10 protein-coding genes are annotated in these 12,106 nt (G+C 69.7%); 5 read left to right on the top strand and 5 right to left on the bottom strand.

Annotated elements, in window-relative coordinates:
- Nucleotides 1-320 precede the first annotated feature (320 nt).
- Together ACWIGU_RS27965 and ACWIGU_RS27960 are read left to right on the top strand one after the other, a co-directional pair.
- A complete protein-coding gene (locus tag ACWIGU_RS27965) occupies nucleotides 321-887 on the top strand; it encodes a hypothetical protein (RefSeq protein WP_454404449.1) in 567 nt (188 codons plus the stop codon).
- Nucleotides 888-1,566: 679 nt separating this feature from the next.
- Entirely contained in the window at nucleotides 1,567-2,403 is an 837-nt protein-coding gene (locus ACWIGU_RS27960) for a PIG-L deacetylase family protein (protein WP_454404448.1), read from the top strand.
- A 213-nt stretch (nucleotides 2,404-2,616) separates the two neighbouring features.
- On the opposite strand, the gene ACWIGU_RS27955 is transcribed toward ACWIGU_RS27960, so the two are convergent.
- Nucleotides 2,617-2,982 carry a hypothetical protein gene (locus tag ACWIGU_RS27955; protein ID WP_454404447.1) on the bottom strand — a complete coding sequence of 122 codons (366 nt, stop codon included), beginning with the start codon at nucleotides 2,980-2,982 and terminating at the stop codon, nucleotides 2,617-2,619.
- A 345-nt stretch (nucleotides 2,983-3,327) separates the two neighbouring features.
- Nucleotides 3,328-4,281 carry a magnesium transporter CorA family protein gene (locus tag ACWIGU_RS27950; protein ID WP_454404446.1) on the bottom strand — a complete coding sequence of 318 codons (954 nt, stop codon included), beginning with the start codon at nucleotides 4,279-4,281 and terminating at the stop codon, nucleotides 3,328-3,330.
- Between the two features lie 578 nt (nucleotides 4,282-4,859).
- Between ACWIGU_RS27950 and ACWIGU_RS27945 the strand changes: the two genes are divergently transcribed.
- Genes ACWIGU_RS27945 through ACWIGU_RS27935 form a run of 3 tightly spaced genes read left to right on the top strand, consistent with a single transcriptional unit; the run spans nucleotide 4,860 to nucleotide 8,610 of the window.
- On the top strand, nucleotides 4,860-6,488 hold the full coding sequence (locus ACWIGU_RS27945) for a solute carrier family 23 protein (RefSeq protein WP_454404445.1): 1,629 nt from the start codon (nucleotides 4,860-4,862) through the stop codon (nucleotides 6,486-6,488).
- On the top strand, nucleotides 6,485-7,903 hold the full coding sequence (locus ACWIGU_RS27940) for an amidohydrolase family protein (protein ID WP_454404444.1): 1,419 nt from the start codon (nucleotides 6,485-6,487) through the stop codon (nucleotides 7,901-7,903). The genes ACWIGU_RS27945 and ACWIGU_RS27940 overlap by 4 nt, the downstream gene beginning before the upstream one ends.
- Nucleotides 7,900-8,610 carry a TSUP family transporter gene (locus ACWIGU_RS27935; RefSeq protein WP_454404443.1) on the top strand — a complete coding sequence of 237 codons (711 nt, stop codon included), beginning with the start codon at nucleotides 7,900-7,902 and terminating at the stop codon, nucleotides 8,608-8,610. The genes ACWIGU_RS27940 and ACWIGU_RS27935 overlap by 4 nt, the downstream gene beginning before the upstream one ends.
- 17 nt (nucleotides 8,611-8,627) lie before the next feature.
- Here ACWIGU_RS27935 and ACWIGU_RS27930 read toward each other — a convergent pair whose 3' ends face one another.
- The 3 genes from ACWIGU_RS27930 to ACWIGU_RS27920 form a co-directional block, all read right to left on the bottom strand.
- Nucleotides 8,628-9,668, bottom strand: a complete 1,041-nt coding sequence (locus ACWIGU_RS27930) for a LacI family DNA-binding transcriptional regulator (RefSeq protein ID WP_454404442.1) — start codon at nucleotides 9,666-9,668, stop codon at nucleotides 8,628-8,630.
- Nucleotides 9,669-9,941: 273 nt separating this feature from the next.
- Nucleotides 9,942-11,069, bottom strand: a complete 1,128-nt coding sequence (locus ACWIGU_RS27925) for a winged helix DNA-binding domain-containing protein (protein ID WP_454404441.1) — start codon at nucleotides 11,067-11,069, stop codon at nucleotides 9,942-9,944.
- Nucleotides 11,066-12,055 carry an NADP-dependent oxidoreductase gene (locus ACWIGU_RS27920; protein WP_356290892.1) on the bottom strand — a complete coding sequence of 330 codons (990 nt, stop codon included), beginning with the start codon at nucleotides 12,053-12,055 and terminating at the stop codon, nucleotides 11,066-11,068. The genes ACWIGU_RS27925 and ACWIGU_RS27920 overlap by 4 nt, the downstream gene beginning before the upstream one ends.
- Nucleotides 12,056-12,106 lie beyond the last annotated feature (51 nt).

Raw genomic sequence — 12,106 nt, 5'->3', positions numbered from 1 at the left:
AACCTCAGCAACCGATCACGTCCGTTGGCATCCTCGTGGGGCCATCGTGCGACCGGTAGGACCACCGCCGACCGTTCCACATAGAGCTACGGATCCGAAGGTGTCCGTGGCTGACAACCATCGACTGCCAAGACGCAGGTCGCCAGCGTTGATCGATCACACAGCCGCAGGTCAGACACCCAGCCCTTAACTTCTTCGGCTGCTGATCGCACCGTGAGGTGCTTGGCGTGCCCATCGAGACTCCGCCGACCTTGAGTTCGGGGGCACACGAGGGGATCCGGACCAATGACCCGGTTGGCGCGGGCCTACCATCACCTCTCATGGCGACAGTGATCTTGACCGTCGGGCTGGCGTTCATCGGCTACCTGGCGACCTATCTCAACGGACTCCGACTGGCGCAGAGGCAGGCCCGACTGACGCGGGTCAACGTCCAGCTGAGCGACTTCTACGGTCCTCTGTTCGCGCTGATGGAAGCCAACAGCCGTGCCTACGACACCTTCTCCGAGACGTACGCCCGCCCCGACGGCCGCGATCCCTTCCACCACGACATACCACCCACCGAGCAGGAGCTCGCCCGGTGGCGCACATGGGCCGCCACCATCTTCATTCCCAACGTTCAGGCAATGCGGGACGTAGTGGTCACCAAGGCCGATCTCCTCATCGAGGAGGAGATGCCCTCGGCCCTGCTCCAGCTCTGCGCGCATGTCGCCGGATACGAGATCACCGTCGCGCAGTGGACCGAGGGCAACTACGAAGAACACCTGTCACTCATACCGTTCCCTGGCCGGGAGCTAAGGGAATACACCCGCGACCGGTTCACCCACCTGAAGAGCGAGCAGGCGAGGCTACTGGGGCGCCGCCGCGAGCGCTCGAACCGTCGACGCTGAAGCAGAGGAGCGGAGTCGTGCCACAGCCGTGCCACATCGGGCGGTCAATCACGGTCAAGGGCGGTTTGCCGCAGTCGAGATGCGACGCCGACCTGATTGCTCGTATAGCTGGCGTGAGCTGGACACTCTCGAGGCACGTCACGGCCGCCCTTACAAGGCAGATGTCGGCGGTCTGCGAATCGGTGGCGCGGTGGAACTTTCTCCACTTCATCAAGCACCCGGCTGCGCTCCGCTCCGCCGGGCGGGCTTTCCGGCGCCGCTCGGGGCTGCGCTCTTGCCTTCGGCCCGCGTTGCCCCGGCTGCGCCGACGGCCGCCCACTGTGGATAGGCCCGGAGGTCATGAGGCGAGCACCCGACGAGCGTGGTCACCGGTCACAGACGATGCCTCCGGCGGGGGATCGGCCGGCACCGGGTGGGAGGGGCGCCGTTCCCGGCCGCGGGCACATCGTGGTGAGCGTGGGGCCCGTCCCGTCCACCGTCGCCCCAGGCAGAGCCGAGCAGACGCGCCCCATGGCGTCGAGGTCGTTCGTACAGTGGCGCGCTCCACCTGGACGCCAGGAACCACGCCCGCCTCCACAAACGTGTGGGTCGACGGCGGACGGGATGGGAGCCGGGGAGGGTGGTGGGTTGGGGTGGGGAAAGAGCTGCCAGACGGCAAGTTGCCTCATAACCTCCCCACATGGCAGAAGCGCAAGGGGCCGCCGCGGAAGACCGCAGGTCCCCGTCCACCCTGACGAAGCCTCACGAGGGGTGGGGAGACACCGTTCTCGTGGTGACAGCGCACCCCGACGATGAGGTGTACGCCCATGGCGTCGCCATCGCGGCCCTCAGCAAGCGCGGCGCCCGGGTCGTGCTCAGGACCGCTTCCGGCGGAGAAGCCGCCGAACCTGGTTCTCAAGACCTGTCAGCGGAGGAAGCGAGGCGACGCCGGGCACGTCGGCTCACGGCGTCGTGCGCAACGCTGGGCATAGCCTCGTGGGGCTGGATCGATGAGGGCCGCTGGATCGATACGGGTTCACGCAAGACCCGCGAATCATTGACGTCTGCAGACCCCGGCGACCTGGCCGATGCGCTCATGCCTCACATCCGGGACCTCAGGCCGGACATCGTCCTCACCGTGGCGAGTGACGGCCTGACGGGCCATCCGGACCACATCCTCATCCATCACGCAACGGTGTGCGCTGCCAATGCGTGCCGCACTCCAGCGATCGGCTCCTATCTGCTACCTGACGATATCGCCCGAGGGCATGCACTGTTGACCGACGTCCTACCCGGAATCGCTGTCGGGTCCGGGCGAATGACAGGGATCACGCCGACGGAGCGCACACGATTCGAGGCGCCACTTGAGGCGGCGGGAGTCCGCCGCGCCGCCCTTGACCACTACACCCCGGGGCTAGGCACGCTGCCGCTCGATAAGCTTGTGGCCGCCCACCCAGGTCGTGGGGATGGATTGCTGCTCCGCGCCGTGTACGACGCGATCGGGTGGAATGTCGAGCGGTACACCGTCGTGACGTGAACCGCCGCTCGGCGAGCCGCTACTAGGTGACGCTCCACTCCTGAGGAGTGACACCCCATGATCTAGAGAGTAGGCGCAGGCATGACTCCCTGCGGTCGGAATTCGAGCGGATCGTAGATCTCGGCCAGCCGCGGACGTCTATGCGGCCGCAGGCATGCGCAGGACGCGGAAGGGGTGCCCTCCCCAACAGCGGAAGGGCACCCCCAAGGACGGTCAGCGGTGGTCGTAGCGGTCGTAGCGGTCGTGGTCGTAGCGGTCGTGGCCCCAGCGGTCGTAGCGGTCGTGGCCCCAGCGACTGTCGCCGTGGTGGCCCCAGCGACTGTCGCGGTGGTGGCCCCAGCGGCCGTCGCGGTGGTGGCCCCAGCGACTGTCGCGGTGGTGGCCCCAGCGGCCGTCACGGTGGTGACCCCAGCGACCGTCGTGGTCGCCGCGCCCGTAGTCGTCACCGTGGTCGTCACCACGGTCGTGCGTGGCATGAGATACCACTGAAGGCACGGCGGCGGCGCTGGCGCCAGTGGCGCCGCCCACCAAGATGGCGCCCGCGACGCCCAGCGCGGCGGCAAAACGGGAAACCTGCATTCCATGCTCCTTTCACGGCAGGTGCCAAATGCGCCTGCCTGGGTCGGACATATCCATGTTCACGCCCGCAATGCACCGTTACGTCCGACTCGCCATCGAAGGCGCCTTATGTAGCGAAAAATCGTTGAATCGGGAACCGGCGTCTGGCGTGTCGGCGTCACGCGCGCGCGTACGGGTGGCTCCCCCGTCCACCAGGGTGAACCTGCACCCCACGATCCCGCCGAGTTCGCGCCCCCTACGACCCACCTCTCCGCCAGTACCGCCACCAGCGGCCTGACGGCCGATGCCCTGCAAATGAACCCCGGTAGCCACATGACCGGACGGACGGACGGCCGAGTCCCGGTCCTAGTCCTCGTCCCGCAGTCGCCGCCAGATGCGGGTGCGGTGCAGTACGTAGAAGGCCACGAACAGGACGGCCACCTCAAGCCCCACGGCGAGCAGCCAGAAGACGACCTTGCTCTCCAGTTCGTCGGTCAGGTAGGTGAAGTTCATACCGAAGAATCCGGTCAGGAACGACAACGGCAGAAAAATCGTCGACACGATGGCCAGCCGGTTGATCACGCCGTTCTGCTCGCCCGCGGCAAGGGAGGAGTAGCTGGCGAAAGCACGACGGGAGGCGTCCTGAAGGGACTCGATGTTCGCCAGGACCAGCCTCGCGGCGTGCTGGAACTCCTGGGCGAGCCTTTGCCGTTCCTCCGGGAAGCTGGGGTTCAGCATCCGGCGGGTGAAGACCTCGTCCACCACCTGGAGGTAGGGAAGCAGCGAGTGGTGCAGGAGGGCGGAGCGCCGTCGCAGTTTTGACAGGCGGTAGACCTGCTCGGGACGCCGTTCCTGGAACATGTCGTCCTCGAGTTCCTCCACCAGCAGCAGGTCCTGCACGGCGGCCCGGCGGAAGGTCGCCAGCGCCTCCTGGAGCAGCAGGAAGAGCGCGGCCACGACATCGGGGGGCCTCTCGTGCCGCAGCTGCGCAGAGATGTTCGACGCCAGACCCGCCCGGCCACGGTGAACGGTGACCAGGAACTGCTCCGTCACCAGCGCGTGGATGTACTCGACCCGGTCGTCGTGGACCACGGGCACGACGAAGCCGGCCCTGTCCCCGAGGAAGTCGGCCCGCGCGGGCTCGTCCTTCCTGCCGAGCCAGGCCAGGTCGTCAGCCCCCAGCCCGAGCTGACGGGCCACAGACTCGCCATCCGCCGGCGCTTCTTCCGGCAGCTCGACGTCGACGAGCAGAAAGCGGGCCGCGGCGAGCCGCTCACGCGCCTCAGCCATGTCCGTACGGGTGACGGTCGCCTCTGGCATTGACACCATCGTTACGATCATGGCCCTCACCGTTGGTTCTACTCCGACGGTCCCAGCGTGAGCGCGGTCCGGTATCTCCGCACTCGGACACCGTCATGTGCGGCACCGTGCGGACCGGAAGGGTGACGAGATCACTCGCAGGAGGAGACGAGGGGCCTGCCCTGCTTCGTGCGGAGCGAAGGTCTCAGAGTGAGAGCCGTCCACCGGACCGGCTGCTGTCCTCGGCCTTCAGTATCTTCCTTCGCACGTGGCCGCCCCGGCAAGTCCCAGCCGTTTCCTGACGGTTGCGGCGCGCACCGTCCACCGGTCTGGACAACAAACAACCCGAGAGTCCATGACCTGGGGTTCATTTGGAGCGGGTGACGAAGGCTCATGAAACGCCCTCCACGGTCGCGGGCCGCGTGCCGCCGACCGCCCCGACCATCCCGGAACCCCTTGGTGCAGCCACTCTTGACGGTGGATCCGGGGGCTCCCATACTGGCGGCCAAATCGATTTGGCCAAATCGATTTGGCTCTCCGTCCAGGGCCGGATCGCGGCTGATATCCGAGCGTCCCGTACGCCCGAACGGAGCCCGAACATGTCCAGTCCCCGCCAGAGCCGGCCACCGGCCGGCCAACCGCCGGCCACCGGTCCTGCGACCACGCACCCGGCAGACGAGCCCACCGCCCATCCCTCCGAGCCCACCATCCATCCCTCCGCCCATCCTTCCGAGATCTCCGACACCTCCAGGACCTCCAGGACCTCCGGCATCTCCGGCACCTCCGAGTCCGTCAACTCCCAGCTCACGCAGACAGTCGACCCGGATGAGCGCCCCCATCCCGAGAGTGCCCGTCCCGACACCACCGGGTCCTCGGCCGGCAAAGGCGCCCCACCCGGCGTGCACCCCGTGGACGAGTCGCGTCCGCTCGGGCGGATCCTGCTCTTCGGGATCCAGCACGTCCTCGTGATGGCCGCCACCCCCATCTCGGCGATCTTCCTGATGAGCGCCACCCTCGGGCTCAGCGCCGGTCTCACCGTCGATCTGCTCTCGGCGGCCTTCGTGCTCTCCGGCGTGGGATCGCTGATCCAGTCGCTCGGGCCCTGGAAGTTCGGGCCGCGGCTGCCCTTCGTGATGCTGCCGGGCGGGGCTCCGCTCATCCTGTTCCTCGCGATCTCCCAGCAGCACGGCGTGCGCATAGCCACCGGTGCGGTGGTCCTGACGGCGGTGTTCTCCTTCGTCGTGCTGCCGGTCTTCTCCCGGCTGCTCGCGTACTTTCCCGCCCTGGTCATCGGCACGATGATCGTCATCGTCGGCGTCAACCTGGTGAAGGTCGGCGCGGTCCTCGTCACGGGACGGCCCGGCTCGCCCGGCTTCGCGAATCCCACCAACCTCGGTCTCGGCATGGCGACGATCGGGTTCACCGTCGTCTTCTACCTGCTCTTCACCGGCATCCTGCGCCAACTGGCCGTCATGCTCGGCCTGTTCGCCGGCACCGCGCTCGCCGCCGCGGTCGGCGCGATCGACGGCGCAGGTGCCACGGGCGGCGCGCTGGTGAACCTGCCGCATCTGATGCCCTTCGGCTCACCCGAGTTCAACCTCGTCGCCGCCCTGCCGCTGATGCTCTACAGCCTGGCCTCCATGGCGGAGGCCACCGGTCAGACCGTCATCAACGCCGAGGCCGTCGGCAAGAGGATCGACAAGCGGACCGACGTGCCGAAGACCGTCCGCGGTGACGCACTCACCTCGCTCTTCGGCGGATTCTTCGGCCTGCCCCTCATGGTCACCAGTGGGGAGAACATCGGCATCGTCCGCGTCACCGGCGTCCGCAGCCGGTTCGTCACCGCCGCGGCCGGAGTCGTACTCATCATCATCGGGTTCCTCGCACCCGTCACCCGTGCGATCAGCGTGATCCCCACCGCAGTCGTCGGCGGCACCGCCATGGTCGTCTTCGCCGTCATCACCGTGCTCGGCATCCAGATGCTCGGCCGCTCCGACCTCGACAAGCACACCAGCACCTTCATATGCGCCGTCGCCCTCGCACTGGGGCTCCTGCCCATCCTCGTCCCCGGCGTGTACGGGGCGTTCCCGCCGAACGTCCGCATCCTCCTCGAAAGCGGCGTCGCCGTCGGCACGTTCACCGCCGCCGTTCTCAACATCCTCTTCCACCATGTCAGGCCAGGCGTCGCCGCCCGTCTGACCACCGCGCGCTCAGAAGGCGACCGATGAACCAGTCCGATCCCGATATCCTCGCCGGCCCCGGCCCGCTCCTACTCGTACCGGACGCGGTCCTGCTGCCCGAAGGCCCCGCCGACGGCTGGGCCGTCACGATCGACGACGGTCGCTTCGAAGCCGTCGGACCCGCGGACGAACTGGAGCGTGCGCACCCGCAGTTGACGACCGTACGGCTGCCCGGCCACCTGCTGATGCCCGGATTCGTCGACGCCCACCACCACCTCACCCAGAGCTTCGGCTCCGCACTCGCCTTCGGGGAACCCTCCGAGATCTTCCGCCGGGTCTGGGTACCCCTGGAAGGCGCGCTGGACGAGGAATCGGCCTACACCGCGGCCAAGCTGGCCACCCTCGAAGCACTGCGCGGCGGATTCACCACCGTCACCGACGCCGGCACGCGCGCCGGCGTCGACGTCGACGTGGTCGCGTCCGCCGCGCGCGACGCCGGAATCCGCTGCGTCCTCGGACTCGTCTGCAACGACGCGGACCACGACGACGCGACGGACCCCCCGGCCGTGGTCGAGCACGCCGAAAAGCACCTCGCCCGCTATGACGGCGACCCGCTCGTCCATCCTTCCCTGGCCGTCTCCATCCCCGAGGCGGCAACCGAACGCACCCTGCACGCCACCGCCCGCCTCGCCGCCGAGGCCGGGGCCGTCGTCCAGATTCACGTCAACGAACACCTCGCCGGCGTGGAACGTTCCCTCGTACGACACGGGCTGCGGCCCCTCGAACACCTGCACCGCGTCGGCGCGCTCGGACCCCAACTGCTCGCCGCGCACGCCACGATGCTCACCCCGCGCGAGCTGACCCTGCTCGCCGACACAGGAACCGCCGTCAGCTACAACCCCGTCGCCAGCGCGTGGAAGGGCAACGCGGTGGCGCCCGCGACCGCCATGGCCGAGCGTGGCATCCGCTTCGGGCTCGGCACCGACGGCACCCGCGGCGACGGCTTCCGGCTCGCGGAGGCCGCCGAGTTCGCGCAGCGCCTCGCGTACGGTCTGACGACCGGTGACTCGTCGTGCGGTGCGGGCTGGACGTGGCTGGAGCGCGCCAACCGGGGCGGCGCGGATGCCGTCGGGCTCGGCGCCCGCACCGGCACCGTCGCCCAGGGCATGGCGGCCGACTTCCTCCTCGTCAACGTCGACACCCCGGAGCTCGCGCTCTCCTGGGACCTGCCGTGGGAACTCGTGCGACGCGGCAACCGGGACCAGATCGCCGCAGTCTTCGTCGCCGGGCGGCTGCGTATGTGGCAGGGTCGGCCGGTCGGCTGGGACGGGTCCGAGCTGGTGAGACGGGCGGTCGAACTCGCCCGCGCCGCCGTCGCCAGGGCGAATGTCACCCGGGTGCACCCCACCTCCATGGCATCACGGGCACTGACCCGGTCACAGGAACGGAGCACGGCGCTGTGAGCACACAGACACTGGCGGCCCTTGCCCTGACGGTGGCCATCGCCGCCTTCGTCCAGGGCAGCAGCGGACTGGGCTTCGCGCTGATCGTCGCGCCCGTCGCCGGAATCCTCGATCCCGGCCTGGTCCCGGTCTTCGTCCTCGCCTCGATGATCCCGCTCAACCTGTACGTCGCATGGCGCGAACGATCCTCGCTCGACCTGCGCGGCGCGGGCTGGATCACCGGGGCGCGGCTCGCCGCCACCCCGGCCGGTCTCGCGGTGCTCTGGCTGATCCCGGAACGCAGCCTCGGCCTGTTCGTGGGCGGTGCCACAGTGCTCGCGGCCGTCGCGAGCCTGACCGTGCCCGCGTTCACGCCCGGGCGGGCCGCGTACGTCGGCGCGGGCGCGGTGACCGGGCTGACCGAGACCGCGACCGGCGTCGGCGGGCCTCCGCTCGCGCTGGTCTACCAGCACCGGCCGCCCGCCGAACTGCGCTCCACGGTCGCCGCGTGCTTCCTCATCGGGGAAGTCGCCTCCCTGGCGCTGCTGTTCGCGACAGGGAAAGCGCAGGTCATCGAGCTCGGCCAGGCAGCGGCGCTGCTGCCCGCGATCGCTGCCGGCGCGTGGCTCAGCCGCCTCGTGCACCACCGTCTGGACGCCCGCAGGATGCGTCTGTTCGTGCTGGTCTTCGCGTTGGTCTCCGGGCTCGTCCTGATGCTCGGGGCCTGAACGAGTCGGGGCCGGATTCAGCTCCGGCCGACTCCTGCCGACGAAGCCCGGACGATCACCCGCGGGTTCGGGGAGACCGCCACCGACGGTGTGGCGGTGTCCCCGCGAAGGCGCCCCAGCAGCAGCTCCACCGCGTCGGACGCCGCCTTGTCCAGGTGCAGGTCGACCGCCGTCAGAGGCGGTTCACAGGTGCGGGCGCGCAGGCCGTCGTAGCGGGTGACGACCATGACGTCGTCCGGTACGGTCCGCCCGCTGTCCCGGATCGCCCGGACCGCGCCCACCGCGAAGGCATCGACCAGCGCGCAGACCGCGTCGACGTCCGGGTGCTCGGCGAGCAGTTCGGCGCACTGTTCGTACCCCGCCTGCTCTCCGCCCGACTCCGGGACCCTCGCCACGGTCGGCGTCCAGCCGTGCCGCTCGGCCACGCGCTCGTACGCGGTGAGCGCGTCGACGGACGAATGCCGTGAACCGGAGCCCACGATCAGGGCCGGCCTCACCGCGCCCTGCTCGTGCAGGTGTGACAGGAGCAGCTCCGCCACCAGGTCACCGCGCAGGTCGACGTACGGCGCGTCCTCATCGGCGGACACCGGCCTGCCGAGCGTCACGTACGGCAGCCCGCGTTCACGCAGCTGGGCGACCGCGGCATCATCGGCTTCCGGCTCGACCACGATGGCCCCGTCGATGTCGACGGAGTACAGCGCGGAACCCGACTGCACGGGCGGTACGAGCACGAGTGCGTAGTCGTGAAGGAGTGCGCTCTCCGCGGCCGCCGCCGCGACCTCCATGTAGAAACCGAGCCGGGACGGCCCGCCCGCCACCGCGAACGGCATCGAGGAGGCAAGCGCGATGGCCTTCGCCTGTCCACGCCGCAGCCGTTGCGCCCGGAGGTTGGGGCGGTAGCCCAGCTCCGCCGCGACCTGCCTGACGCGCTCCCGCGTCCGGGGATCGACCTTGCCGAGCCCGTTCAGGGCGTGCGACACGGTCGTGCGCGAGACGCCGGCGACGCGTGCGACATCGGCGATCGTCGGCGGCCTCGGGCCGGGAGCGGAAGTAGCCATCTGCGCAAGGACCCCTCGCTGGCGTGGACGGTGGACAGGTCCATCTTCGCCGACGCGGCCCAGGCCGGGGATCGAGTCACGACACACCTCCGTCATGACCTGCCAGGACCGGACAACAGCGGCACGTCCGGGAGCGTCGTCTGCAGTGCTCGGCTCCGGCGAGATTGAGAACCAGCCCTCCGGGACCCGCGCTCACAGAAGGCGGTGTCGGCCTCGTTGAAAGGGAGTTGGCGTCCTTCGCCGTCGTGACCAGGAGACCGACCGAAGTCCTCCTCATCCGTGTCGAACAGCGCAGACCATGTCGCTGTAGGACACCGTCGTGCCTCCCACGAACGGCAGCAGCCGGGCGGCCTCCCGTTCCAGGGCCTCGCGATCGGTTGCGCACAGCGGCCGGAACGGGATGAGCCGCAGCTCCCCGGTGCCGAGGGACCACGTTCCGTGCACCCGGCCGTCGACCAGGAACGTGGGTCGTACCTGCGCCCGGCCGGGCATCACGCGTTTGCGGTCCTCGTCGCTGATGACGCGGGTCCGGTCGGCGTGACCGAGCAGGGCGTTGTCGAATGCGGGCAGCAGCCGCACAGGGGCGGGGGTGTCGGGGTCAGGCAGCTCCGCGTCGGCCAGATCGAACAGTTCCCTGCCGTCGGGGCCGCGGTAGCGGCGCAGGTCGGCGTGCATGTCCGCGACGATCTCGCCCAGGCGGGTCAGTCCGCACCAGGCCTGGACGTCTTTCACCCCGGCCGGGCCGAAGGCCGCCAGATAGCGGCGGATCAGCTCCTTTGCCGAATCCTTGACGCCGGCCGCCGTCGCTGCAGCAGCCATCGGCCGTCCCAGCCACGCCTCGGCGGGCGTGACGGAGACCGCCGACCGGTTTCCCCAGGAGCCCCAGGCGCCGGTGGCAGCGCCGTGGACAAGAGGAGTGCGCAGTTCGACCTCCCCGGCCAGGATCCGTCCGTTGCGTCCCGGGTGGCGTTCGGCCAGTCTCCGGGCCAGCTCCTTGCGGGACAGCGTTCCGCCCCCGAGCAGGTCGAGTCCCTCGGCCACCAAGGACTCCGCGTCGATGCCTGTGCTGTTCCGGGTGAAGTGGGGTGAGCCGGCGGTGCGGTCGAGCACGGGCTGCAGCAGCGGCCGCAGCCGACGGAAGTCGTCGGCTGCAACGAGGTGCTGCGTGCTGCGGAGCAGGCCGGAGCGGACCACCTGCCGGTCCTCCAGCAGCGCGGTGAGCTCGGACTGCGTGAAGCCCTGGATCCTGCTCCACAGCCCGACGTACGCCCAGTTGGGCTCCTGCGCCTGCAAGGCGACCAGTCGCCCGATCACCTGCACCGGACTACGAGCGGTGCGCGCCAGCAGGAACTGCCGGTCCATCAGCGCCCGGTTCAAGGCCCGCACGGAGAGGGCGGTCACGACAGCCGCACCGAGACATTGCCCCGGTAGGAACCCTGAAGCAGTGAGAGGAACGCGCGCGGCACGTCCTCGATCCCGCCCTCGACGACCGTCTGCGGGTAGACGAAGCGGCCCTCGCCCAGCCACGTGCTGAAGTGCTCCCTCCAGGCCGCGATCTGATCGGGTGTGTGGTAGCAGGAGAACGGCAGCAGCTCGATGCCCTTTGCCTCGGCCGCCGCGCGGTCGGGCTTCGGGAAGCGCTCGGCCGCGTCGCCGAGCTGGCTCGACAGTGAGCCGCACAGGGCGAAGCGCGCCCCGGGCCGGGCCGCCCGCAGCGCGGCGTCGTACTGCTCGCCGCCCACCACGTCGAAGAACACCGAGATGCCCTCGGGCGCGAGCTCCGCCAGCCGGTCGGCCGCGGAGCCGTCGTGGTAGTCGAACGCGGCGTCGTAGCCGAGCTCGTTGACGAGGTAGTCGGCCTTCGCCGGGCTTCCGGCACTGCCGATCACCCGCGCCGCACCGAGACACCTGGCGATCTGCCCGGCCAGCGAGCCGACCCCGCCCGCCGCACCGGAGACGAACACCACATCGCCCTCGCCGACGGCCGCCACATCGGCCATCCCGTAGTAGGCGGTCGGCCCCTGGCCGAGGTGGTAGCCGGGGTCGGCGAAGAGTCCGCGGTCGAGCTTGACGTACCCGGCGGCCGGACCCGCCGAGTACTCGCTCCAACCGGACATCGACTGGACCAGGTCGCCGACCGCGAACTCGGGGCTCTCGGACCGGACCACCGTGCCGGTGGCGGCCACGCCTACCCGCCGGCCTGGCTGCCAGGCCGGCACCGGGAGGGTGCAGTCGGCCCGCATCAGCTCCAGGTACGTCGCCGCGAGCCCCACCTGGTCGGTCCGCACCAGGACTTCGCCGTCCACCTCGGTCTTGGCGACGGTGAAGTGGTCGAGGGTCGGGACGCCGGTGATCTGCGCGGCCAGTTGGATCTCACGGGTGATCATTTCTTGGTCCTCACATCGGTCCGGTACGGCCTTCGAGACCGACCCTAGGGA

The organism is Streptomyces sp. NPDC055400 (genome assembly GCF_053644375.1).
This window is presented reverse-complemented; position numbering and strand designations above follow the sequence as displayed.

Excerpts from the sequence above, each read along its gene's own strand:
- ACWIGU_RS27965 (WP_454404449.1), top strand. The coding sequence starts at position 321 with ATGGCGACAGTGATCTTGACCGTCGGGCTGGCGTTCATCGGCTACCTG.
- ACWIGU_RS27960 (WP_454404448.1), top strand. The coding sequence starts at position 1,567 with ATGGCAGAAGCGCAAGGGGCCGCCGCGGAAGACCGCAGGTCCCCGTCC.
- ACWIGU_RS27955 (WP_454404447.1), bottom strand. The coding sequence starts at position 2,982 with ATGCAGGTTTCCCGTTTTGCCGCCGCGCTGGGCGTCGCGGGCGCCATC.
- ACWIGU_RS27950 (WP_454404446.1), bottom strand. The coding sequence starts at position 4,281 with ATGCCAGAGGCGACCGTCACCCGTACGGACATGGCTGAGGCGCGTGAG.
- ACWIGU_RS27945 (WP_454404445.1), top strand. The coding sequence starts at position 4,860 with ATGTCCAGTCCCCGCCAGAGCCGGCCACCGGCCGGCCAACCGCCGGCC.
- ACWIGU_RS27940 (WP_454404444.1), top strand. The coding sequence starts at position 6,485 with ATGAACCAGTCCGATCCCGATATCCTCGCCGGCCCCGGCCCGCTCCTA.
- ACWIGU_RS27930 (WP_454404442.1), bottom strand. The coding sequence starts at position 9,668 with ATGGCTACTTCCGCTCCCGGCCCGAGGCCGCCGACGATCGCCGATGTC.
- ACWIGU_RS27920 (WP_356290892.1), bottom strand. The coding sequence starts at position 12,055 with ATGATCACCCGTGAGATCCAACTGGCCGCGCAGATCACCGGCGTCCCG.